We start from the raw sequence: 21,951 nt of genomic DNA, 5'->3' as shown, positions 1-21,951 counted from the left end.
TCCTGAGCACGCCCGCACCTTCTTGCAAGTGAACTGCACATATGTGCAGAATGAACAGATGGCGACAGATCACCCCGATGTCTCGACGCGCACGAGTGACGCCCTGCGCGCATCTCAGCTCTACTACCTGCAGGACCTCACCATGGAGGCCATAGCCCACGAACTCGGCACGTCCCGCTCCTCGGTCTCGAGGCTGCTCAGCCACGCCCGCGAGACTGGGCTCGTCGACATCCGGGTGCGCTCCCCGCGCGAGATGCCGAACATCCTCGAACGCCAGATCCTCGAGTCCTTCGGGGTGAGCGCACATGTCGTACCCGTGCCGGATCACACCAGCGACGTCGACAGGCTCGAACGCGTCGCGCTGTCGGCTGCACGGATGCTCGGGGAGTACATCGACTCGAACACCACCCTCGGAGTCGCGTGGGGCGCGACGGTGAGCGCCGTCTCCCGGCACCTGGTGCCACGGTCCGTGCACGACACCCAGATCGTGCAGCTGAACGGCGCCGGGAACCTCACCAGCACGGGGATCGTCTACGCGAGCGAGATCCTCCGGCGCTTCGGCGAGGCCTTCAACGCACAGGTGCAGCAGTTCCCGGTGCCGGCGTTCTTCGACGACCCGCTCACCAAGCAGGCGCTCTGGCGCGAGCGCAGTATGCAGCGCGTCCTCGCCCTGCAGGAGCACCTCGACGTGGCCCTGTTCGGTGTCGGATCGCCGTTCGCGGAGGTTCCGAGCCACGTCTACTCGAGCAACTTCCTCGATTCCGATGACCTGGCGAGCCTGCAGGAGGAGCGCGTCGTCGGCGACGTCGCGACGGTCTTCTACCGTGCCGACGGATCGACCGACGGCATCAGGCTGAACGAGCGCGGCAGCGGACCCGCCTTCGACGTCCTCCGGCGAACGCCCCGGCGCATCTGCGTCGTCTCGGGCGCCGCACGGCTGGCGAGCATCCGCGGTGCCATCGCCGCCCGACTCATCACCGATCTGTTCGTCGACGAGGGCACCGCCCGCCTCCTGGTCGCGTCGCACTCGGATCGTGCGCGTCTCATCGCGACACGGGAATAGGACGCGCGTCAGCGCGTTGATCTATCATCGAAGACAAGAAACGTGCTCCGGGGTCGGTGAGAATCCGAACCGGCGGTGATAGTCCGCGACCCGCCATCACAGGCGGTTGACCTGGTGGAATTCCGGGACCGACGGTTAAAGTCCGGATGGGAGGATGCACGCGTCGTTCGGCGTTCGCGCCGAGCGACGGTTTCGGGTGATCCCGAAAAGCCCCGGAGCTCAACAGGATTGAGACCGGATGACCAGCACGACGGCCCAGCGGCTGAGCGACGACGTGATCGAGCGTGCGATGACGCGCGCCGTCGAGATCGCCGCGAACGGCCCCGCCCGCGGCGTGAACCCGCAGGTCGGCTGCGTCATCCTCGCAGCCGACGGCATCACCATCGCCGAGGGCTGGCACCGCGGCGCGGGCACGCCCCATGCCGAGGTGGACGCCCTGTCGAAGCTCTCGACCGGTGAGGCGCTCGGCGCCACCGCCGTCGTCACGCTGGAGCCGTGCAACCACACGGGTCGAACGGGGCCGTGCTCCGAGGCGCTGATCTCCGCCGGCGTCAGCCGCGTCGTGTACGGCGTGAGCGACCCCGGCGACCACTCCTCCGGCGGGGCCGACCGGCTGCGTGAGGCCGGCATCGACGTGACGGGCGGCACGCTGCTCGCCGAGACCACGGCTCGCCTCGGCGACTGGTTGCCGGCGGCCCGCCTCAAGCGCCCGGTCGTGACCGTGAAGTGGGCGTCCAGCCTCGACGGCCGAGCGGCGGCCGCCGATGGCACCAGCCAGTGGATCACCGGACCCGAGGCGCGAGCCGACGTGCACGCCCGCCGGGCGGCATCCGACGCCATCGGCGTGGGCACAGGCACCGTGCTCGCCGACGACCCGGCTCTCTCGGCGCGCCACGCCGACGGGAGCCCCTACGAGAACCAGCCGATCCCGGTCGTCTTCGGAGCACGCGCGACGCCGACGGATGCCGCCATCCGGCGCGGCCCCCACGAGCCGATCTTCGTCCCGGGCACCGACCTCGCCGCCGAGCTGCGCGAGCTCCACGCCGCGGGCATCCGGTCGCTGTTCATCGAGGGCGGCCCCACGCTCGCCAGCGCCTTCATCCGGGCGGGCCTCGTCGACGAGGTGCTCGTCTACCTCGCCCCGGCGATCATCGGCGGTCCGCGAACCGCCATCGGCGACGTCGGAATCAGCACCATCGACGACGCGTTGAGGCTCTCCATCGAGAGCACCAGCACCCTCGGCGACGATCTCCTGATCGTCGCGACCCTGAAGAAGAAGCCGTAGGAGGCAGCAGTGTTCACCGGAATCATCGAGGAGATCGGCCGCATCGAGCGCGTCGAGACCACCGGCGACGCCGCCCGCATCACGGTGCGCGGGCCACTGGTCGTGTCTGACGCGCGTCACGGGGACTCCATCTCCGTGAGCGGCGTGTGCCTGACCGTCGTGGCATCGACCCCCGAGACCTTCACCGCAGACGTCATGGCGCAGACCCTCGCGATGTCCACCCTGGCCGGAGTGACCGAGGGCCGCACCGTCAACCTCGAACGCGCTGCATCCGTCGGCGACAGGCTCGGCGGGCACATCGTGCAGGGGCACATCGACGGCACTGCCACAGTGCTCTCCATCGCCGACGGAAGCGCCTGGCGGGTCGTGAGGTTCAGCCTCGACCCGCAGCACGCTCCCCTCGTCGTCGACAAGGGCTCCATCGCCGTCGACGGCACCTCGCTCACGGTCAGCGCCGTGGGCGGCGGCCTCGACGACGGCTGGTTCGAGGTCTCCCTCATCCCCGAGACCCTCACGGCGACCACCCTGGGCGAGCGAGCCGTCGGCGACAGCGTGAACATCGAGACCGACATCCTCGCCCGCCACGTCGAGCGAATGCTGTCGCTCGGCGTGCACCACAGCCTGCCCTCATCGCTTCACGACGGCTCAGCCGTCACGACATCCACCACGACAGTTGGGAGCTCACGATGAGCCTCGCCACCATCCCCGAAGTGCTCGACGCCCTGCGCGCCGGCAAGCCCGTCATCGTCGCCGACGACGAGGCCCGCGAGAACGAGGGCGACGCCATCATGGCTGCGGAACTCGCCAGCCAGGAGTGGATCGCGTGGATGGTACGGAACACCTCCGGCTTCCTCTGCGCGCCCATGCCCGACGAGTACGCCGACAGGCTCGAGCTCCCGCTGATGACCACGCAGAGCCAGGATGCGCGTGGCACGGCGTACACGATCACCGTCGACGCCTCCGACCGCGTCAGCACGGGCATCAGTGCCGCCGATCGCGCCCACACCCTGCGCGTGCTCGCCGACCCGACGTCGCAGCCCGAGAGCCTCATCCGGCCCGGCCACGTGCTGCCGTTGCGGGCCAAGGAGGGCGGCGTCCGCGAACGCGGCGGCCACACCGAGGCCGCCGTCGACCTCATGAAGCTGGCCGGCCTCAGCCCGGTCGGCGTCATCGGAGAGATCGTGGCCGACGACGGAGAGATGATGCGCCTCCCCGGCCTCATCGAGCTCGGCGCGCGCGAGGACCTGCCCGTCACCACGGTTGCGGCCATCATCGACTACCTGCAGGAGTGGCACTGCGACACCGATGTTCCCGTCGCGACGCCGATCCCCGAGAGCTCGCGCGTCGACTTCGAGGTCGAGACCACGGTGCCGACGACGCACGGCCCGTTCAAGGTGCGCGCCTACCGCGACCGCCAGACCGGCGCAGACCACGTGGCCATCGTCGCCGGCACTCCCGCGGCATCCGGTGCCCTCGTGCGTGTGCACTCCGAGTGCCTCACCGGCGAGGCGTTCGGCTCCCTCAAGTGCGAGTGCGGACCGCAACTGGACGCTGCGCTCGACACCATCCAGCGCGACGGCGGCATCGTCATCTACCTCCGCGGCCACGAGGGTCGCGGCATCGGACTCATCAACAAGCTGCGCGCCTACAGGCTGCAGGAGGACGGGCTCGACACCCTCGACGCCAACCTCGCCCTGGGCCTGCCTGCGGATGCCCGCGACTACGGGGCGGCCACGGCCATCCTCGACGAGATGGGCATCACCTCGGTGCGCCTGCTCACCAACAACCCCGAGAAGGTACGGCAGCTCGAGGAGCGCGGCGTCACCGTGACGGAGCGGGTTCCGCTCGTCGTGGGCGTTGGCGCGTTCAACGAGTCGTACCTCGAGACCAAGCGCGACCGCATGGGTCACGCCATCGCCGATCAGCAACTCGCCGAGAGCGTACGCCTCACCGCCGCCGGCACAGAACCCCTCCTGGAAGGACACGCATCATGAGCGGAGCAGGCTCCCCCACCCTCGACATCGACGGAACCGGACTGAACGTCGTCATCGTCGCCGGTCATTGGCACACCGAGATCACCGACGGACTGATCGCTGGGGCTGTGCGCACCCTCGACGCCGCCGGAGCCTCGCACACCCTCGTGCGCGTTCCGGGCAGCTTCGAGCTGCCCGTGGTCGCGAAGGCGGCTCTGGATGCCGGAGCCGACGCCGTGGTCGCGCTGGGTGTGATCATCCGCGGCGGAACCCCGCACTTCGAGTACGTCTCGGCTGCAGCGACGGATGGCCTGACGCGGGTTGCCCTCGACACCGGCAAGCCCGTCGGCTTCGGGCTGCTCACGCTCGACGATGAGAAGCAGGGCATCGATCGCGCCGGCCTGCCCGGCTCGAAGGAGGACAAGGGCACCGAGGCCGCCGAGGCCGCTCTGTCGACGGTGCGGGTCCTGCAGGCGCTGCGCGCGGACCGCTGACGGCGCTTCGGGCGGTCGCTCCGCTCGGAGTCCGCGTCGAAGCGGGTCTACGGCTTCCAGACCATGAGCACCACGACGGCCACGAGCAGAAGCGAGACCACGCCGCTGCCGCCTGCGATACGGCCGTAGTACTGCGATGCGCCTGACGCATCCGTCGTTCCACCGCCGGCTGTCGCACCCAGGGCAGCAGCGGCCTTGCGCATCGACGGCACCACGACGGCCTCGCTGACGACGGCTGCCGCGACCCAGAGGATCAGCGACCACAGGATCCACGGGGTGAGGAACGTCAGACCGTACTTCGGGTCGCTTGTCCCCATCACGGCGAAGCCGAGGAGCACCACCAGGATCGACAACCGGCCGAACACCGACGTCGAGGTGGCGAGGGTCTTCACCTGGGCGCCGTTGCCAGAGCGCAGTGCCCGCAGCGCCGTCATCGGCAGGATCGCCAGCGGCCCCACGATGAACACGGCCGTGACGACGTGCAGCACGTTGAAGAGTTCGTTCATGCCGCCAGCCTAGGAGTCCCGTCGCACCGAGGGCCAGCATCCGTACCCCGATTCGGCATGATGGGGGACGGGGGCGTACCGTGGACGGGTTGCCACAAGCGACTTTCGAATCCCCAGCAGCACGCCTCTCCCGCCGGACCGACGACGCGCGCGTGCCGCTGACGCCAGCCCCTGCACCGAAAGCGCTCCTCCCATGTCTGCATCCGTCGCCGAGACTCCGGCCGCTCCGGCCAACACCCGAGGCCGCGTCATCCTCGCGAGCCTCATCGGAACCTCGATCGAGTTCTACGACTTCTACGTCTACGCGACGGCCGCCGTGCTCGTCTTCCCGACGCTGTTCTTCGTCAACGCCGACCCGACGGTGGCACTGCTGCAGTCCTTCGCCGTCTTCGGAGTCGCCTTCGTCGCGCGGCCGATCGGCTCCATCGTCTTCGGGCACTTCGGGGATCGCGTCGGGCGCAAGGGGACTCTCGTCGCCTCGCTGCTCACCATGGGCATCGCGACGTTCATCATCGGCATCCTGCCCACGGCCCTCACTCCGGGCTGGGAGATCCTGGCCCCCGCGCTGCTCGTGGTGATGCGGTTCGGGCAGGGCCTCGGCCTCGGCGGCGAGTGGAGCGGCGCCGCCCTCCTCGCGACCGAGAACGCGCCGGCCGGCAAGCGTGCCATCTGGGGCACCTTCCCGCAGCTCGGAGCCCCCATCGGCTTCATCCTCGCCAACGGTGTGTTCCTCGTGCTGTCCGCGACCATCGACGCAGACGCCTTCCTCGCGTGGGGCTGGCGCGTGCCGTTCATCGCCAGCGCCATCCTCGTGGCCATCGGCCTGTACGTGCGGCTGAAGCTCATCGAGACCCCGGCTTTCACCAAGGTCGTCGAGCAGGGCGAGGTCGCCAAGCTCCCGCTGGCACGGGTCGTGAAGACCAGCTGGCGCCCGCTGATCCTCGGCACCTTCATCATGCTGGCGACGTACGTGCTGTTCTACCTGATGACGACCTTCACGCTCACCTATGGAACGACGCCGACGGATGCCGCCGTCTCGGGCCTGGGCTACAGCCGGGAGTCGTTCCTCATCATGCTGATCATCGGCGTGGTCTTCTTCGGCATCTTCACGCTCGTGTCCGGTCCGCTCGCCGAGCGCTTCGGCCGCCGACGCACTCTCATCATCACGACCATCGGCATCATCGTCTTCGGGTTGCTCTTCGTTCCCCTGTTCGCCGGCGGCACCATCGGCGTGATGGCGCTCCTCATCATCGGCTTCACTCTCATGGGCCTCACCTTCGGCCCGATGGGCGCCGTGCTGCCGGAGCTGTTCCCGACGAACGTGCGCTACACCGGCTCGGCCATCAGCTACAACGTGGCGTCGATCCTCGGCGCGGCTCTCGCCCCGTTCATCGCCGTGGCGCTCTGGCAGAACGCCGGCGGCAGCCCGGTGTTCGTCGGCGTCTACCTGAGCCTCGCCGGAGCCATCACCCTCGTGGCGCTCATCATCAGCAAGGACACCGGCGACGTCGCGTACACCGACAACGTGGCGTAGGCCGGGCCGTCAGTCCAGGAACAGAGTGCGCAACCGCTTCGTCGTGAACACCAGTCCCAGCGCGATCATCACGACGTAGTAGAGCACGTGCCACAGCAGCCCCCAGCTCACGTCCCCTGTCGTCAGGCCGCGTACGAGTTCGACGCCGTGCCACAGCGGCATGGCCTGGATCACGTACTGCAACCACTGCGGGTACACGCTCAGCGGGTAGAACGTGGCCGAGAACAGGAACATCGGCAGCAGGATGAAGTTGATCCAGTCCATCTGCTGGAACGTCTTCATGTAGCTCGTGACGGCCATGCCCACGCTCGCGAAGCCGAAGGCTATGAGCAGCACGGCCGGCAGCGCGAGCAACGCCCACCACGACAGGTTGAGCCCGAGCACCTGCATGACGAACTGGAACCCGACGGCGTACAGCGCGCCGCGCAGGAGTGCGAGCAGGATCTCGCCGAGGGCGACGTCGAGAGGCCCGAGCGAGGTCGACAGCATCCCCTCGTAGAGCTTCGCGAACTGCATCTTGAAGAAGACGTTCCAGGTCGAGTCGTAGATGGCGCCGTTCATGGCGGCGACGGCGAGCAGCGCCGGAGCGATGAACGCCGGATAGCTGACCTCCTGCCCGTTGGGCAACGTCACGTCGCCGATGAGCGTGCCGAGCCCGACCCCCATGGCGAGCAGGTAGAAGATCGGCTCGAACAGTCCGCTGACGACCACCAGCCAGTTGGTGCTCGCCGTCGCCCGCCAGCCGCGCAGCATGACGGCACGCGCGTTGCCCGCGTAGAGCGAACGCACCGGACGGGGGCGGATGCTGCTCGGGGCGAAGTCCGTCGCGCCCGTCACGAGTTCAGCCTCCGCACCGCGATGCGCCGCGACCAGGCCCAGCCGATGACGGTGAGCGCCACGAGGTAGGCCACGTGCACGACGGTGAGCCAGATGGGCTCGGCGTATCCGTAGGAGAACACCCGCGCGAGCTCGGTGGCGTGCCACAGGGGCGAGATCCAGCCGATCCACTGCAGGTAGTCCGGGAAGGCCGAGAGCGGGAAGAAGGTGCCGGAGAACAGCGTCATGGGCAGCACGATGAAGCGCTGCACCATGGCGAGCTGGCCGGTGTCCTCCTCGAGCGTCGAGGCGTAGCCCATGATCACGGTTCCGAAGGCGAGGCCGCCGAGGAGTCCCGCGACGATTCCGAGGAAGCCGATGGGCGACGGGGAGGCCCCGAACACCAGCATCAATGCGTAGAACAGCACGAGGTTCACCGTCATCCGGATGATCACCGAGTACACCACTCCGTCGACGATCTGCGCGGGGCGGATCGGGGATGCTGCGGCGCCGGTGAACGTGGGGTTCCACTTGTAGCCGAGCATGATCGGGTACGTGAACTCCTCGCTGGCGACAGTGATGGCCGCGCTGGCGAGCAGGGCCGGCGCGACGAAGACGAGGTAACTGACGCCGTCGACGGCATCGGACCCCATGTTGGCGTCGACGATCGTCGCGAGACCGACACCGAGGGCGTAGAGGTAGAGCAGCGGGCTGCCGATGCCGGCGATCACCACTGTGCCGGTGTAGGTGCGCATGGCGCGCAACCTGTGCTCGGTGACGTACCAGGCTCCCCAGCGGCGCGACCGGCGCCCCGCCGCGATGGCGCGCGCGGCGTCGGTGCCCTGGTTGCTCAGCACGCTCATTCGATGAGGCTCCGTCCGGTGAGCCGCAGGAAGACGTCTTCGAGGCTGGAGCGCCGAACGAGGCTCGTGATCGGCCGAAGCCCGGCATCCGTCATCTTCACGAGTTCGGCCTCGCCGTTGTCGCTGTAGACGAGCACCCTGTCGGGGAGCACTTCGACCCGTCCGCCGTCGGTTCCCTGGGCCCGGGCGAGCTGCTCGCCGATGTCGGCGTTCAGGTCGCTGCCGAAGCGCACCTCGAGCACCTCCTTGGTCGAGTAGGCGCGGATGAGCTCGGCCGGCGAACCCTCGGCCATGATCGTGCCCTTGTCGACGACGACGAGACGATCGCAGAGCTGCTCGGCCTCGTCCATGTAGTGGGTGGTGAGCAGCAGGGTCGTGCCGTCCTCTTTCAGCCGGAACAGGCGGTCCCAGAGGATGTGGCGCGCCTGCGGGTCGAGGCCCGTCGTCGGTTCGTCGAGCAGCAGGATGCGGGGATCGTTGATGAGGGCGCGGGCGATGGTGAGCCGGCGCTTCATGCCGCCCGAGAGCGCATCGACGCGCGCCTTCTCCTTGCCCTCGAGCTGGGCGAACGCGAGGAGCTCGTCGGCCCTGGAGGCCACCAGCTTGCGAGGGAGCCCGAAGTAGCGCCCGTAGACCAGCAGGTTCTCGCGCACGCGCAGTTCGGTGTCGAGGTTGTCGGACTGCGGGACAACCCCCAGCTGAGACCGGATCTCGGGGCCGTGCTCATCGGGATCGAGCCCCAGGATGCTCAGCTCACCGCTCGTGCGGGTGGAGACGGCGCCCACCATGCGCATGGTCGTCGACTTGCCGGCCCCGTTCGGACCCAGGAGCCCGAAGGACTCACCCGGGGCGACCTCGAACGAGATTCCGCCGACGGCGACGAAGTCCTGGTACTTCTTGACGAGATCACGGGCGACGATGACGGGCTCTGGCACCAGTCCAACCTAGCGAAGCCCCCGGACACCCCGGCGAAGCGTCGGCCGTCTGCGGCCTCCGGACCGGGCCGCCCGCGAACGGGGGGAGAATAGAGGGATGACCTCCACAGACCCGATTCGTCAACCGAAATTGACGAATACCGAAACGTCAACTACAGTTGACGACATGGACGTCACCACGATTCACACCCTCGCCGCCAGCGCGGGAGGCGACGACCCCATCGACTCGCTCCGGGCGATCCATCGCCTGCGGCGGGAACTCGACAGGGTGGAGTCCGTCGCCGTGCGTCGCGCCAGGGCGCGCGGCGCGAGCTGGCAGCTCATCGCGCTCGCCCTCGAGGTGAGCAAGCAGGCCGTTCACAAGAAGTACGGGCGAAGCTGAGTCATCAGTTCCACCGGGAGCCGAGCGGGCGCGGGAACGCGCCGGACGGCATCCGAGCAATCAGAGAGAAGTCATGAGCGAAACATCCACGCGCTCGCGCGGCCTCGGCCGCCGGTCCACCCCCAAGGACGGACCCCGGGCGACCTTCAGCCAGCTGCTGCCCTACATCTTCGAGCAGAAGGGCGTGATCGTCGCCGTCGTCGTGCTGAGCGTGCTCGGGGCCGCGGCGAGCCTCGCGCAGCCGCTTCTCGTGAGCAGCCTGATCACGCAGGTCCAGGCCGGCGACGACCTCGGCAATCTCGTCACGGTCCTCGTCGCCCTCGTCGTCATAGCCGCCCTCATCAGCGGCTACCAGCACTACCTGCTCCAGCGGACCGGCGAATCCGTGGTGCTCGCGAGTCGCAAGCGCCTGATCGCGCGGATGCTGCACCTGCCGATCGCGCAGTTCGACAGCCGCCGCACGGGCGACCTCGTGTCCCGCGTGGGCAGCGACACCACGCTGTTGCGCGCCGTGCTCACCCAGGGCCTCGTCGACAGCGTCGGCGGAGTGCTGCTGTTCGTCGGCGCCCTCATCGCGATGCTGGTGATCGACCCCGTGCTCCTCGGCGCGACGGTGCTCGTCATCGCCATCTCGATCGTCGTCGTCGTACTGCTCTCCGGCCGCATCCGGGAGGCCAGTCATGTCACCCAGTCGAAGGTGGGCGAGCTGGCGTCGGGCGTCGAGCGCTCGATCAGCGCCGTGCGCACCGTACGCGCGTCCAACGCCACCGATCGCGAGATCGCCACGGTAGAGCAGCACGCCGTTGGAGCCTACGAGGCCGGTGTCAAGGTCGCGAGGATCTCGGCTCTCGTCGTGCCCGTCGCCGGCATCGCCCTGCAGGTCTCCCTGCTCGTCGTCCTCGGGCTTGGCGGCTACAGGGTCGCCTCCGGCGAGATCGAGATCGGCAACCTCGTCGCCTTCATCATGCTCCTCTTCATGCTCATCGCTCCGCTGGGTTCGGCCTTCGGCGCCCTCACCTCGGTGAACTCGGCGCTCGGTGCCCTGGGCCGCATCCAGGAGATCATCGACCTGCCCACCGAGTCGCAGAACGACCGCGACCTGGCTCCGCTCGCCGTCATCATCGGTGCCGCGAACGACGCCGTGCTGCCCGATGCGCCGGCGATCGAGTTCCGCGACGTGAGGTTCTCCTACCCCGCGACGTCTGTCATCGTCGAGCCGTCCGAGGCGCCTGCAGTCACCCTCAATCCCCTCGTGGAACTCGATGAGCTCTCCCAGACCGGCTCGCTGGAGGCCGTGACGGATGTCGTTGCCGACGCCGGAGCCGACGCTCCGGCGATCCAGCGCCCGGCCGTTCTCGGCGGCGTCTCGTTCAGCGCCCCGCGCGGCAAGCGCACGGCCCTCGTCGGGCCGTCGGGCGCAGGCAAGAGCACCATCCTCGCCCTCATCGAGCGCTTCTACGATCCGACCGGCGGAGAGGTGCGTCTCGGGGGCCTCGACATCCGTTCCCTCGACCGACACGACCTGCGCGCGCAGATCGGCTACGTCGAGCAGGACGCCCCGGTGCTCGCCGGCTCGATCCGCGACAACCTCGTGCTGTCGGCGCCCGATGCCACCGACGAGCAGTGCGTCGCCGTGCTCGGCGCGGTGAACCTGCTCGACGTCCTCGACCGGGATCCGGCGGGGCTGTCGGCCGAGGTCGGCGAGAACGGCGTGATGCTCTCAGGCGGCGAGCGCCAGAGGCTCGCCATCGGACGGGCGCTGCTCTCGGAGTCGCCCATCCTGCTGCTCGACGAGTCGACCTCGAGCCTCGACGGCGTCAACGAGCAGAAGATGCGCGCGGCGATCGATGCCGTGGCCGAGGACCGCACCCTCATCGTCATCGCGCACAGGCTGTCGACGGTGGTCGACTCCGACCAGATCGTGGTGCTCGACCACGGCCGGGTGATCGGCACGGGAACGCACTCCGAACTCGTCGAGAGCACCCCGCTCTACCGCGACCTGGCGAAGCACCAGCTGCTGGTGTAGTCGCTCCCCTCCCCGGACTCGACGCGGCGGGTCGGGTTCGCCCAATTGCCCACTTCCGCTAGTGCTCAGCGCCGACCACTAGCGGAAGTGGGCAGTTGGACGTAGGCCGGGCTCCCCCACAACCTCGATCGTCACGGGACGGACTGACGAGAAGGCTCACGCGCCTGGCCACAGCGTCGGCTGGCGGGAATCTGAGGCGTGACCCGACGCTCGACATTGCCCATCCCGCTCCAGCACTCCGCATTCGCCTTCGCGACAGGGCGTGCGGCCGGCGTATCTGAACACCGCCTGCGTGCTGCCGATCTGAGCCGCCCGTTCTGGGGAACGCGCGCTCACACGGACGGGCCTCTCGCGCTTCACGATCTCTGTCGCACCCTGCTGCAGAGGCTCCCGGCGGGGTCCGTGATCAGCCACAGCACCTCAGCGTTGCTCCACGGGATCCCAGTCCCGTCCCGACTCGAGAAGGAGCCCTATCTCCACGTGAGCGTCGCCTCTCCAGCTCGCGCTCAGCATGCCCGCGGAATCCGTGGCCACAGCATGGTCATGGGCACGGACGACGTCATCTCGATCAATGACGTACCGATGACGACGGCCAGTCGCACGTGGTGCGATCTCGCTACGCTCACCACGAGCACTGACGAGCTCATCATGGCTGGTGATCGGCTTCTCTACTGGAAGGAGCCACTGGCCGATCGAGCGGGGTTGTCTGCAGCCATCGTCGGCCATGGGCATCGCCGCGGAGCTCGGCTGCTCTCAGCCGCCTTTCCCGAGCTCGTCGATCGCTCGGAGTCGCCGCGCAAGACGCTCATACGCCTGGCCATCATCGCGGACGGCCTGCCGCGCCCTCACCTCAACTTCGACCTTCGCGACGCGTCGGGACGACTCATCGCCCGAGGCGACCTCGCCTACCCCGAATATCGGATGCTGCTCGACTACGAAGGGGAGCAGCACAGACTGGACCGGTCGCAGTGGAATCGCGATTTGACGCGATTCAATGACATCCAGGATGTGGACTGGTACAGCATGCGCATCGGCAGCGAGCATCCGTTGCCCGAGGTGGTCGCCCGCATCCGTGCCGCGCTGCTCCGTCGCGGCTGGCGCCCCTGACCGTCGAGTTGCCCACTTCCGCCAGTGTCAGCAGTACGCGACTAGCGGAAGTGGGCAACTCGACGCCGAAGAGTGTGTTCGCGTCGCTCAGGCCGAGCGGGCCAGGTGGTACCGGATGCTGGCGAGCTCGGCCCGCAGCGCCGCAGGCACCCGGCTGCCGAACAGGTCGAAGTACTCCTCGGTGAGGTCGCACTCGGCGAGCCAGGACTCCGCATCCACGTCGAATAGGGCGTCGACGACCCCGGGCTCGAGGTCGAGCCCGTCGACGTCGAGGGAACCCTCCGCCGGAACCAGGCCGATCGGCGTGGAGACGGCATCCGCCGTGCCCTCGAGTCGACGGATGATCCACTCGAGCACGCGCGCGTTCTCGCCGAAGCCGGGCCAGAGGAACGAGCCGTCCTCCCCCTTGCGGAACCAGTTCACCTGGAAGATCGCCGGCGCCTGGGTGCCGAGCGTACGGCCCATCTTCACCCAGTGTCCCCAGTAGTCGGCCATGTTGTAGCCGCAGAACGGCAGCATCGCGAACGGATCACGTCGGAGCTCGCCGACAGTGCCCTCGGCAGCGGCGGTCGTCTCCGAGGAGATCGTCGCGCCCATGAACACGCCGTGCTTCCAGGTGCGCGCCTGCGCCACCAGCGGCACGTTCGTCGCCCGGCGCCCGCCGAACAGGATCGCGTCGATGGGCACGCCGGCGAACGACTCCCAGTCGTCCGCCATGGTCGGGCACTGGGCCGCTGCGACGGTGAAGCGCGAGTTCGGATGCGCCGCCGGTCGGCCGGAGTCCGGCGTCCACGGCTGGCCGGTCCAATCCGTGAGCTCAGCCGGCGTCGCCTCGGTCAGGCCCTCCCACCAGACGTCGCCGTCGGGGCGGAGGGCGACGTTCGTGAAGATGGTGTTCCCCCAGAGCGTCTGCACGGCCGTGGGGTTGGTGGTCTCGCCGGTGCCGGGTGCCACGCCGAAGAATCCAGCCTCGGGGTTGATCGCCCAGAGGCGGCCGTCCTCGCCGGGGCGCATCCACGCGATGTCGTCTCCGAGGGTCTCGACGGTCCAACCGGGGATCGACGGGCGCAGCATGGCGAGGTTCGTCTTCCCGCACGCCGAGGGGAACGCTGCCGCCACGTGGTAGGCGCGCCCCTCCGGCGAGGTGATCTTGATGAGCAGCATGTGCTCGGCCATCCAGCCCTCGTCCCGGCCCATGACCGACGCGATCCTCAGGGCGAAGCACTTCTTCGCCAGCAGCGCGTTGCCGCCGTAGCCCGACCCGAAGGACCACACCTCCCTGGTGTCGGGGAACTGCACGATGTACTTCTCGGGGTTGCACGGCCACTCGGCATCCGCTCGCTTGAAGCCTCGCTCGTCGCGCAGCGGGTAGCCGACGCTGTGCACAGTGCGCACCCACGGCTCGCCGTCCTCGATCATCCTGTAGACCCTGTCGCCCATGCGCGTCATGACGCCCATGCTGAGCACGACGTAGGGCGAGTCGGTGATCTCGACGCCGAGCTGCGAGATCGGGCCGCCCAGCGGTCCCATCGAGAACGGCACGACGTACATCGTGCGGCCGCGCATCGAGCCGTCGAAGACGTCGGCGAGTTCCTCGCGCATCTCGCGGGGATCGCGCCAGTTGTTCGTCGGCCCTGCGTCCTCCTCGTAGGTCGAGCAGATGAAGGTGCGGTCCTCGACCCTGGCGACGTCCCCCGGGTCGGTACGCGCCAGGTAGCTGTTCGGCCGCCACTCGGGGTTCAGGCGGATGAGGCTCCCACTGGCGACGAGTTCTTTGGTGAGCCGATCGGCCTCGGCCATCGAGCCGTCGCACCAGACGATCGCGTCGGGCTTCGTGATCGTCGCGATCTCGCCGACCCAGGAGCGCAGGCCCCGATCCGTGGTACCCGTCACGGGACCGGATGCATCCCGCTCACGTCCGTCGGATGCCGTGCCCGTTGCGATGTCGGAGATGGTCATGGCGCTCGCCTTTCGGTTGATCCTGCGGGAGGGGGTCGCTGGTGATTTAAGACTCACGCAGTATTGAGCTCCGGATGCCGCAGATCCGCCGTTAAGAAACAGGAAACTTTCGCTATTCTCAAGTCATGAAGCAACGCGGCTCCGATCTGACCACCCTCGGCCATCGCATCAGGCACTTCCGCGGCGAGCGCGGGCTCACCCTCGACCAGCTCGGCGAGCGCGTCGGCATCGCGGGCAGCCAGCTCTCCCTCATCGAGAACGGCAAGCGCGAAGCCCGTGTCGGCACCCTGCAGGCCATAGCCGGCGCCCTCGAGGTCGATCTCACGACGCTTCTGGCCACTGAGGCGCCGAACACCCGTGCCGCCCTCGAGATCGAGCTCGCGAAGGCGCAGCGCAATCCGCTCTACGTCTCGCTCGGGCTCCCGGCGGTCAAGCCCACCCGAGGCACACCCGACGAGACCCTCGAGGCCATGCTCGGGTTGCACCGCGAACTCGCCCGACGCGCGTCGGAGGCCATCGCAACCCCGGAGGAGGCCCGTCGGGCCAACACCGAACTGCGCGAGCGGATGCGCGAGAAGCAGAATCACCTGCCCGAGATCGAAAGGCTCGCCGAGGAGCGCGTGCGCGCCGCCGGGCACAGGGTCGGCGCCCTCACCCACCGCGAGGTCAGCGTGATGGCCGAGCAGCTCGGCTTCCAGCTCATCTACGTCAACGACCTGCCGGACTCCACCCGTTCCATCACCGACATCGCGAACGGCCGCATCTACCTGCCTCCGGCCTCCATCCCCGGCGGACACGGCCTGCGCTCGATGGCCCTCCAGGCGATGGCCCACCGCATCCTGGGTCACGAGAGGCCTGCGAGTTACGCGGAGTTCCTGCAGCAGCGACTCGAGATCAACTACTTCGCCGCCTGCTGCCTCATGCCGCAGGAGGCGTCGGTCGCCTTCCTGTCGGCGGCGAAGAAGGAGAAGCGCCTGGCCATCGAGGACTTCAGGGATGCCTTCGGAGTCACGCACGAGGCAGCGGCCCTGCGCTTCACCAACCTCGGCACGGTGCACCTCGACATGACCATGCACTTCCTGCGCGTCAACGGCGACGGAGCACTGCTGAAGGGCTACGAGAACGACGACATCCCGCTGCCGACAGACGTGACAGGCTCCATCGAGGGGCAGTGGGTGTGCAAGAAGTGGAGCGCCCGCAACGCCTTCACCCACACGAACCGCACCACGGAGTTCTACCAGTACACCGACACCCCTGCCGGAACCTACTGGTGCGCGACCCAGACCGGACGATCGGATGACGGCGAGTACTCGATCACCCTCGGAGTGCCGTTCAGCGAGGCGAAGTGGTTCCGTGGCCGCGAGACCACGGTGCGGGCCGTGTCGACCTGCCCCGACGAGTCGTGCTGTCGTCGCGCTCCGGCCGAGCTCGCCGGCCGCTGGGCCGGTCAGGCGTGGCCGAGCGCGAGACTGCACGCGCAGATCCTGTCTCCGCTGCCGTCCGGCACCTTCCCGGGCGTCGACGACGGTGCCGTCTACTCCTTCCTGGAGGCTCACGCCGCATCAGGTGACCCATTGCAATAGTGTGTGTCACACAGTATGGTGTGACGCATGGGCGATGACGATCTGATCACGGGACACCTGCAGGAACTGCGCCGCGGAACCGTCGTCCTCGCCTGCCTGCTGCGGCTGCGCACCCCCGACTACGGCTATGCGCTGCTCGAGACCCTCGACACGTTGGGTTTCAGCGTCGACGCCAACACGCTGTATCCGTTGCTCCGTCGGCTCGAGAAGCAGGGCCTGCTCACGAGCGAGTGGAACACCGAGGAGTCCCGCCCGCGCAAGTTCTATCGCACGAGCACCGAGGGCGAGCAGATGGCGTCAGCCCTCACCGATGACTGGGGTCGCATCGACGACTCCCTCCGCCGACTCATCCGAGGAGAAGGATCATGACCACCCTCACCGACCGTTACGTCTGGGCCGTGGTGCGCACAGCACCCGAGAGCCAGCGACCCGAGCTCGAGCAGGAGGTGCGCGCCCTCGTGGCCGACGCCATGGACGCCCATCTCGAGGCCGCATCGCCCACCGCCGAGCGCGACGCCATCGTCGAACTCGGCGACCCGTTGGTACTCGCCGCCCGCTACGCCGATCGCCCGCTCACCCTCATCGGCCCGGCGTACTACCTGCTCTGGTGGCGGCTGCTGAAGCTGCTCCTGCTCATCGTCGTGCCGATCGCGACGCTCGGCATCGGCGTCGGACAGTTCATCGCCGGCGCCACCGTCGGCGCGATCATCGGATCGATGATCGGTGGAGCGATCCAGGTCACGGTCAACCTCGGATTCTGGACCACCGTCGCCTTCGTGATCCTCGATCGGAGCGCGAAGGGCGCTCCCATGATCGAGTGGACCCCCGAGCAGCTCCCGGAGGTGCCGTCACCGACGCAGCATTCCGCCCTCGGCCAGCTCATCGCGAGCGTGGTGTTCCTCACGCTGCTCCTGGTCGCCCTGGTCTGGCAGCAGTTCAACCCCTACCTCGCTGGAAGCGACGATGTGCTTCCCGTGCTGAACCCCGAGCTCTGGTCGTTCTGGATCCCGTTCTTCATGATCCTCACCGTGGCCGAGATCGCCTTCGCCTTGGTGCTCTACTTCCGGGGCTGGAGCTACGCGCTGGCCGGCGTGAACGTGCTCCTGAACGTGGCCTTCGCGGTGCCCGCGGTGTGGCTCTGGTTCATGGGGAGCATCCTCAACCCGGCCTTCGTCGACGCTGTCGCACTGCAGACCGACGACGACTTCGACGAGGCGTGGCGCATCACCAGCATCATCGTGGTCGTCAGTCTCGTCGCCATCGCCGTCTGGGACGTCATCGACGGGTTCTACAACGCGTACAGAGTGCGCCACCCCCGCCTGGCCTCCGCCCGCTGAGAACTCAGCGGCGAGGCGCCGAGCGCCCGAGGCGGCGAGGCGCCCTACTTCGGCTGCATCCTGATGGCGCCATCGAGCCTGATGGTCTCGCCGTTCAGCATCGGGTTCTCCACGATGTGCCGGGCCAGGGCCGCATATTCGGCCGGGGTGCCCATGCGCGACGGATGCGGGATCTGAGCCTCGAGCGATGCCCGCACCTCGTCGGGCATGCCGGCCATCATCGGCGTCTCGAAGATGCCCGGCGCTATGGTCACGACGCGGATGAGCAGCTTCGACAGGTCGCGGGCCAATGGCAGGGTCATCGCCGCGACGCCGCCCTTCGATGCCGAGTACGCCGCCTGCCCGATCTGGCCGTCGAAGGCGGCGACCGACGCCGTGTTGATGATCACACCGCGCTCGGCCGTCTCCGGAACCCCCGGGAGAGCGGATGCCGTGACCGGTTCGCTCGCGGCCATGGCGGCGGCGGCGAGCCTGGCGACGTTGAAGGTGCCGATGAGGTTCACCCGGATGGTGCGCTCGAACGCGCCGAGATCGAGCGGTCCCTCACGGCCGACGGTGCGCCCGGCCGTCGCGATGCCGGCGCAGTTCACCACCACCCGCAGGGGCGCCAGCTGCTGCGCCAGTGCGATCGCCGCCTGCACCTCGGACTCGTTCGTCACGTCGGCGGCGGCGAACCGTGCCCGCTCCCCCAACTCGGCCGCGACAGCGGCACCCGGCGACGACGGCAGGTCGACGAGCACCACGCTCGCCCCGGCCGCGTGCAGGGCTGTCGCCGTCGCCCGACCGAGCCCCGAGGCCCCGCCTGTCACCAGTGCCGACAGTCCGTCGATGCGCATGGATTCTCCTTCTGTTGTTCGTGTCGTTCGGGCTGATGCTGCTCGTCCCAGCCGGTGTTCTCGTGCTGGAGCCCTCAGCCCAGTCGCTCGATGATGGTGGCGTTGGCCATGCCGCCGCCCTCGCACATCGTCTGCAGCCCGTAGCGGCCGCCGGTTCGTTCGAGGGAGGTCAGGAGCGTGGCGAGCAGTCGTGTGCCCGACGACCCGAGCGCATGACCCAGGGCGATCGCACCGCCCTGCGGATTGAGAGTGGCCGGATCGGCGTGCAGTTCCTTGAGCCAGAGCAGCGGGACCGGCGCGAAGGCCTCGTTCACCTCGGAGCTGTCCAGGTCCTCGACGGCGAGGCCAGCCCGGTCGAGCACCATCCGGGTCGCGGGAACCACCCCGGTGAGCATGAGGAGCGGATCGCTGCCGGTCACGGCGAAGGCATGGAATCGGGCGCGCGGTGTGAGTCCCAGTTCGGCCGCCCGTGCGCTGCTCATGATGAGGGCGGCCGATGCGCCATCGGTCAACGGCGAGGAATTGCCCGGCGTGATCCGCCAGTCGATCTCGGGGAATCGCGCCGAGAGCTCGTCGGTGCGGAACGCGGGCGCCAGTCCCGAGAGCGCTGACGTCGTCGTTCCGGCGCGGACGGTCTCGTCGACGAGCGATTCCACCCCGGCCACTCCGATGATCTCGCGCGCGAAGTCTCCGCGTTCGGCCGCGGCGGCGGCTCGTCGGTGCGACTCGGCCGAGAAGGCGTCGAGCTCGTCGCGCCCGAAGTCGTGGCGTGCTGCGATCAGTTCGGCCGAGATCCCCTGGCTCACCAGCCCGTCGGGAAAGCGCTCGGCGATGCCGACCCCGTACGGCGACAGGCCGAGCGTCGATGAGCCGAGAGGGACGCGGCTCATCGACTCGACGCCGCAGGCGATCACGATGTCGTAGGCCCCGGCGATCACTCCCTGGGCGGCGAAGGAGGCGGCCTGCTGGCTCGACCCGCACTGGCGGTCGATCGTCGTGCCGGGAACGCTGACGGGGAATCCCGCCGACAGGACGGCCGTGCGCACGACGTTGTAGCTCTGCTCCCCCACCTGGCTGACGCATCCGCCGATCACGTCGTCGATCTGCACCGGATCGATACCCGAACGGTCGACGAGCTCGCGCAGCACTCCGGCGAGCAGGTCGACGGGGTGCACATGCGACAGCATCCCGCCGGGCTTGCCACGCCCGCTCGGGGTCCGCACGACGTCGACGATGACGGCGTCTCTCATCATGGGGTCCAGCCTATTCCCGACGCGCTTCCCGACGTCGAGACCAGCATCGAGAACGACGTCGAGGCCGACGTCGAGAACTTGCGACGGACGGCGACCAGTCCTTCCGGGAGCGGATGGTCCTCCTCATCGCGGCCCAGCGCAAGGGGTCGAAGCGGCAGCGGCATCTCCTTACCGTGGAACGGTTCGAAGGAGAGCAGAGATGACGACGGCGGAGACCGCGAAGACCATCCGGACGAACATTCCGGCCCGGATGGACAGGCTGCCCTGGGCGCATTGGCACTGGGTCGTGGTGATAGGCCTCGGCACCGTGTGGATCCTCGACGGGCTCGAGGTGACGATCGTGGGCTCGATCGCCGGTCGGCTCACCGAGCCAGAGAGCGGCCTCGGCCTGACGACGGCGCAGATCGGCCTCGCTGCCGCCATCTACGTGGCCGGCGCCTGCAGCGGAGCGCTGTTCTTCGGATACCTCACCGATCGCTTCGGTCGGAAGAAGCTGTTCATCATCACGCTCGGCGTCTACCTGCTGGCGACTGTCGCGACGGCGTTCTCGTTCTCGCCGCTGTTCTTCTTCGTCTGCCGATTCTTCACCGGAGCCGGCATCGGCGGCGAGTACGCGGCCATCAACTCGGCCATCGACGAGTTGATCCCGGCCCGCCATCGCGGCAAGGTCGACCTCGCCATCAACGGCTCGTACTGGCTCGGCACGGCGTTCGGCGCCGTCCTGTCGGTGTTCCTGCTCAACACGGCGATCTTCCCTCCCGAGCTGGGCTGGCGCCTCGCCTTCGGTCTCGGCGCCGTGCTCGGCCTCTGCATCCTGTTCGTGCGGCGGAGCGTGCCGGAGTCGCCGCGCTGGTTGTTCATCCATCGTGATCTCGAGAGCGCGGAGAAGATCGTCGATGACGTCGAGAAGCAGATCGTCGAGTCCGAGGGTTCGAAGCTCGAGGAGGTCGACGATTACATCGAGGTCACTCAGCGCAAGCGCACGGGCTTCGGCGAGATCGTGAAGGTCGGGCTGACGCGCTATCCGAAGCGCTTCGTGCTCGGCCTCTCGCTCTTCATCGGCCAGGCCTTCCTCTACAACGCCGTCTTCTTCACCTACGCCCTCGTGCTCACGAAGCTCCTCGACGTGCCCGATGACGTCGCCCCGTGGTCCCTCGTGCCGATCGCCATCGGAAACTTCCTGGGCCCACTAGTGCTCGGGCGCTTCTTCGACACCATCGGGCGCCGCGTGATGATCTCGAGCTGTTACATCGGATCCGGGGTGCTCCTCATCGGCACCGGCATCCTGTTCCAATCGGGAGTGCTGGATGCCGTCACCCTCACGGCCTGCTGGATGGTGGTGTTCTTCTTCGCCTCGGCGGGTGCGAGCGCCGCCTACCTCACCGTCAGCGAGATCTTCCCGATGGAGACCCGCGCCATGGCCATCGCCTTCTTCTACGCCGTGGGCACCGGGATCGGCGGCATCATCGGTCCGATCCTGTTCGGGCAGTTCATCGAGGACGGCATCGGTGCGGTGGTGTTCGGTTACTTCATCGGCGCCGTGCTCATGATCGGCGCCGGCCTCGTCGAGGCCTTCCTCGGCGTCGACGCCGAGAACAAGTCGCTGGAGGACATCGCCACGCCACTCAGCGTGAGTTCGGAGACGCGCGAACAATAGGATCGACGCCATGACGACGACCATGCAACTGCGCCTGTACGACCTTGTTCCCACCGAGATCGACGCCTTCGTCGAGTGGTGGAACTCCCGCCTCGTTCCAGCGCGCACGGCTCACGGCTTCGTCGTCGAGTTCGCCTACCTCGATCGTGACGCGGCCAAGTTCAGCTGGGCTCTCAGCCTGCCGACGGATGCCGCCGGCTTCGCCGAGACCGAGGCCGCCTACATGACCTCGCCCGAGCGGGATGCCGCTTTCGACGGCGTACCGCAGCGGGTCGCGTCGAGTCACGTCGCCCTGGTGGAGCCGGTCGTCCCGGTCCGCTGAGAGGTGCCGCGCTTGCGGAA

The 21,951-nt window shown here is 68.3% G+C and carries 21 protein-coding genes and 1 riboswitch; of the genes, 14 read left to right on the top strand and 7 right to left on the bottom strand.

Features of this window, described 5'->3' with window-relative positions:
• Nucleotides 1-58 precede the first annotated feature (58 nt).
• The 5 genes from ASF30_RS05705 to ribH all read left to right on the top strand — a co-directional run bounded on the left by ASF30_RS05705 (nt 59) and on the right by ribH (nt 4,815).
• Nucleotides 59-1,063: a sugar-binding transcriptional regulator gene (locus ASF30_RS05705; RefSeq protein ID WP_055902824.1), complete on the top strand. Its 1,005-nt coding sequence runs from the start codon at nt 59-61 to the stop codon at nt 1,061-1,063.
• Between the two features lie 39 nt (nt 1,064-1,102).
• Nucleotides 1,103-1,226: riboswitch (FMN riboswitch) on the top strand.
• Nucleotides 1,227-1,301: 75 nt separating this feature from the next.
• Entirely contained in the window at nt 1,302-2,348 is a 1,047-nt protein-coding gene (ribD, locus tag ASF30_RS05700) for a bifunctional diaminohydroxyphosphoribosylaminopyrimidine deaminase/5-amino-6-(5-phosphoribosylamino)uracil reductase RibD (protein ID WP_055902821.1), read from the top strand.
• Nucleotides 2,349-2,357: 9 nt separating this feature from the next.
• Complete coding sequence (locus ASF30_RS05695; protein WP_082467499.1) at nt 2,358-3,038, top strand: riboflavin synthase; 681 nt, start codon at nt 2,358-2,360, stop codon at nt 3,036-3,038.
• Entirely contained in the window at nt 3,035-4,342 is a 1,308-nt protein-coding gene (locus ASF30_RS05690) for a bifunctional 3,4-dihydroxy-2-butanone-4-phosphate synthase/GTP cyclohydrolase II (protein WP_055902820.1), read from the top strand. The genes ASF30_RS05695 and ASF30_RS05690 overlap by 4 nt, the downstream gene beginning before the upstream one ends.
• Nucleotides 4,339-4,815, top strand: a complete 477-nt coding sequence (gene ribH / locus ASF30_RS05685; protein ID WP_055902818.1) for a 6,7-dimethyl-8-ribityllumazine synthase — start codon at nt 4,339-4,341, stop codon at nt 4,813-4,815. Before ASF30_RS05690 ends, ribH begins: the two co-directional genes overlap by 4 nt.
• 47 nt (nt 4,816-4,862) lie before the next feature.
• On the opposite strand, the gene ASF30_RS05680 is transcribed toward ribH, so the two are convergent.
• Nucleotides 4,863-5,321: a DUF2269 family protein gene (locus ASF30_RS05680; protein WP_055902816.1), complete on the bottom strand. Its 459-nt coding sequence runs from the start codon at nt 5,319-5,321 to the stop codon at nt 4,863-4,865.
• 193 nt (nt 5,322-5,514) lie between these two features.
• On the opposite strand from ASF30_RS05680, the gene ASF30_RS05675 reads away from it, so the two are divergent.
• A complete protein-coding gene (locus tag ASF30_RS05675; RefSeq protein ID WP_055902810.1) occupies nt 5,515-6,855 on the top strand; it encodes an MFS transporter in 1,341 nt (446 codons plus the stop codon).
• A gap of 9 nt (nt 6,856-6,864) precedes the next feature.
• Here the strand turns inward: ASF30_RS05675 and ASF30_RS05670 are convergent, their stop codons facing one another.
• Genes ASF30_RS05670 through ASF30_RS05660 form a run of 3 tightly spaced genes read right to left on the bottom strand, consistent with a single transcriptional unit; the run spans nt 6,865 to nt 9,469 of the window.
• Nucleotides 6,865-7,692, bottom strand: coding sequence for an ABC transporter permease (locus tag ASF30_RS05670; RefSeq protein ID WP_055902807.1), 828 nt, complete (start codon nt 7,690-7,692; stop codon nt 6,865-6,867).
• Nucleotides 7,689-8,534 carry an ABC transporter permease gene (locus tag ASF30_RS05665; RefSeq protein WP_082467497.1) on the bottom strand — a complete coding sequence of 282 codons (846 nt, stop codon included), beginning with the start codon at nt 8,532-8,534 and terminating at the stop codon, nt 7,689-7,691. Before ASF30_RS05665 ends, ASF30_RS05670 begins: the two co-directional genes overlap by 4 nt.
• Nucleotides 8,531-9,469 carry an ABC transporter ATP-binding protein gene (locus ASF30_RS05660; RefSeq protein WP_055902803.1) on the bottom strand — a complete coding sequence of 313 codons (939 nt, stop codon included), beginning with the start codon at nt 9,467-9,469 and terminating at the stop codon, nt 8,531-8,533. The genes ASF30_RS05665 and ASF30_RS05660 overlap by 4 nt, the downstream gene beginning before the upstream one ends.
• Nucleotides 9,470-9,635: 166 nt before the next feature.
• On the opposite strand from ASF30_RS05660, the gene ASF30_RS05655 reads away from it, so the two are divergent.
• The 3 genes from ASF30_RS05655 (at nt 9,636) to ASF30_RS05645 (ending at nt 12,984) form a co-directional block, all read left to right on the top strand.
• A complete protein-coding gene (locus ASF30_RS05655; protein ID WP_055902800.1) occupies nt 9,636-9,851 on the top strand; it encodes a hypothetical protein in 216 nt (71 codons plus the stop codon).
• Between the two features lie 73 nt (nt 9,852-9,924).
• Nucleotides 9,925-11,877 carry an ABC transporter ATP-binding protein gene (locus ASF30_RS05650; protein ID WP_055902798.1) on the top strand — a complete coding sequence of 651 codons (1,953 nt, stop codon included), beginning with the start codon at nt 9,925-9,927 and terminating at the stop codon, nt 11,875-11,877.
• Nucleotides 11,878-12,420: 543 nt separating this feature from the next.
• Nucleotides 12,421-12,984, top strand: coding sequence for a hypothetical protein (locus ASF30_RS05645; protein WP_157497036.1), 564 nt, complete (start codon nt 12,421-12,423; stop codon nt 12,982-12,984).
• Nucleotides 12,985-13,071: 87 nt separating this feature from the next.
• Here the strand turns inward: ASF30_RS05645 and ASF30_RS05640 are convergent, their stop codons facing one another.
• Entirely contained in the window at nt 13,072-14,943 is a 1,872-nt protein-coding gene (locus tag ASF30_RS05640; RefSeq protein ID WP_055902792.1) for a phosphoenolpyruvate carboxykinase (GTP), read from the bottom strand.
• Nucleotides 14,944-15,068: 125 nt separating this feature from the next.
• Between ASF30_RS05640 and ASF30_RS05635 the strand changes: the two genes are divergently transcribed.
• The 3 genes from ASF30_RS05635 to ASF30_RS05625 are packed head-to-tail and all read left to right on the top strand — an operon-like array spanning nt 15,069 to nt 17,863.
• Nucleotides 15,069-16,526, top strand: coding sequence for a helix-turn-helix domain-containing protein (locus ASF30_RS05635; RefSeq protein WP_055902789.1), 1,458 nt, complete (start codon nt 15,069-15,071; stop codon nt 16,524-16,526).
• Nucleotides 16,527-16,553: 27 nt separating this feature from the next.
• Nucleotides 16,554-16,895 (top strand): PadR family transcriptional regulator, encoded by a 342-nt coding sequence (locus ASF30_RS05630; RefSeq protein WP_055902787.1) that lies wholly within the window; start codon nt 16,554-16,556, stop codon nt 16,893-16,895.
• Entirely contained in the window at nt 16,892-17,863 is a 972-nt protein-coding gene (locus ASF30_RS05625) for a hypothetical protein (RefSeq protein WP_055902784.1), read from the top strand. The genes ASF30_RS05630 and ASF30_RS05625 overlap by 4 nt, the downstream gene beginning before the upstream one ends.
• 44 nt (nt 17,864-17,907) lie before the next feature.
• Here the strand turns inward: ASF30_RS05625 and ASF30_RS05620 are convergent, their stop codons facing one another.
• Nucleotides 17,908-18,699, bottom strand: a complete 792-nt coding sequence (locus ASF30_RS05620) for an SDR family NAD(P)-dependent oxidoreductase (protein ID WP_055902779.1) — start codon at nt 18,697-18,699, stop codon at nt 17,908-17,910.
• A 74-nt stretch (nt 18,700-18,773) separates the two neighbouring features.
• Nucleotides 18,774-19,949: a thiolase family protein gene (locus ASF30_RS05615; RefSeq protein ID WP_055902776.1), complete on the bottom strand. Its 1,176-nt coding sequence runs from the start codon at nt 19,947-19,949 to the stop codon at nt 18,774-18,776.
• Between the two features lie 253 nt (nt 19,950-20,202).
• On the opposite strand from ASF30_RS05615, the gene ASF30_RS05610 reads away from it, so the two are divergent.
• A complete protein-coding gene (locus ASF30_RS05610) occupies nt 20,203-21,609 on the top strand; it encodes an MFS transporter (RefSeq protein ID WP_055904663.1) in 1,407 nt (468 codons plus the stop codon).
• Nucleotides 21,610-21,619: 10 nt separating this feature from the next.
• On the top strand, nt 21,620-21,931 hold the full coding sequence (locus ASF30_RS05605) for a hypothetical protein (RefSeq protein WP_055902774.1): 312 nt from the start codon (nt 21,620-21,622) through the stop codon (nt 21,929-21,931).
• Nucleotides 21,932-21,951 lie beyond the last annotated feature (20 nt).

The sequence above is a fragment of the Leifsonia sp. Leaf264 genome (genome assembly GCF_001422325.1).
Lineage (GTDB): Bacteria > Actinomycetota > Actinomycetes > Actinomycetales > Microbacteriaceae > Orlajensenia.
Note: the sequence above shows the minus strand (reverse complement) of the source record. Positions and strands in the feature narration are given on the sequence as shown.

Excerpts from the sequence above, each read along its gene's own strand:
- ASF30_RS05705 (WP_055902824.1), top strand. The coding sequence starts at position 59 with ATGGCGACAGATCACCCCGATGTCTCGACGCGCACGAGTGACGCCCTG.
- ribD (WP_055902821.1), top strand. The coding sequence starts at position 1,302 with ATGACCAGCACGACGGCCCAGCGGCTGAGCGACGACGTGATCGAGCGT.
- ASF30_RS05690 (WP_055902820.1), top strand. The coding sequence starts at position 3,035 with ATGAGCCTCGCCACCATCCCCGAAGTGCTCGACGCCCTGCGCGCCGGC.
- ribH (WP_055902818.1), top strand. The coding sequence starts at position 4,339 with ATGAGCGGAGCAGGCTCCCCCACCCTCGACATCGACGGAACCGGACTG.
- ASF30_RS05680 (WP_055902816.1), bottom strand. The coding sequence starts at position 5,321 with ATGAACGAACTCTTCAACGTGCTGCACGTCGTCACGGCCGTGTTCATC.
- ASF30_RS05675 (WP_055902810.1), top strand. The coding sequence starts at position 5,515 with ATGTCTGCATCCGTCGCCGAGACTCCGGCCGCTCCGGCCAACACCCGA.
- ASF30_RS05665 (WP_082467497.1), bottom strand. The coding sequence starts at position 8,534 with ATGAGCGTGCTGAGCAACCAGGGCACCGACGCCGCGCGCGCCATCGCG.
- ASF30_RS05655 (WP_055902800.1), top strand. The coding sequence starts at position 9,636 with ATGGACGTCACCACGATTCACACCCTCGCCGCCAGCGCGGGAGGCGAC.
- ASF30_RS05650 (WP_055902798.1), top strand. The coding sequence starts at position 9,925 with ATGAGCGAAACATCCACGCGCTCGCGCGGCCTCGGCCGCCGGTCCACC.
- ASF30_RS05645 (WP_157497036.1), top strand. The coding sequence starts at position 12,421 with ATGGGCACGGACGACGTCATCTCGATCAATGACGTACCGATGACGACG.
- ASF30_RS05640 (WP_055902792.1), bottom strand. The coding sequence starts at position 14,943 with ATGACCATCTCCGACATCGCAACGGGCACGGCATCCGACGGACGTGAG.
- ASF30_RS05635 (WP_055902789.1), top strand. The coding sequence starts at position 15,069 with ATGAAGCAACGCGGCTCCGATCTGACCACCCTCGGCCATCGCATCAGG.
- ASF30_RS05630 (WP_055902787.1), top strand. The coding sequence starts at position 16,554 with ATGGGCGATGACGATCTGATCACGGGACACCTGCAGGAACTGCGCCGC.
- ASF30_RS05625 (WP_055902784.1), top strand. The coding sequence starts at position 16,892 with ATGACCACCCTCACCGACCGTTACGTCTGGGCCGTGGTGCGCACAGCA.
- ASF30_RS05620 (WP_055902779.1), bottom strand. The coding sequence starts at position 18,699 with ATGCGCATCGACGGACTGTCGGCACTGGTGACAGGCGGGGCCTCGGGG.
- ASF30_RS05615 (WP_055902776.1), bottom strand. The coding sequence starts at position 19,949 with ATGAGAGACGCCGTCATCGTCGACGTCGTGCGGACCCCGAGCGGGCGT.
- ASF30_RS05610 (WP_055904663.1), top strand. The coding sequence starts at position 20,203 with ATGGACAGGCTGCCCTGGGCGCATTGGCACTGGGTCGTGGTGATAGGC.
- ASF30_RS05605 (WP_055902774.1), top strand. The coding sequence starts at position 21,620 with ATGACGACGACCATGCAACTGCGCCTGTACGACCTTGTTCCCACCGAG.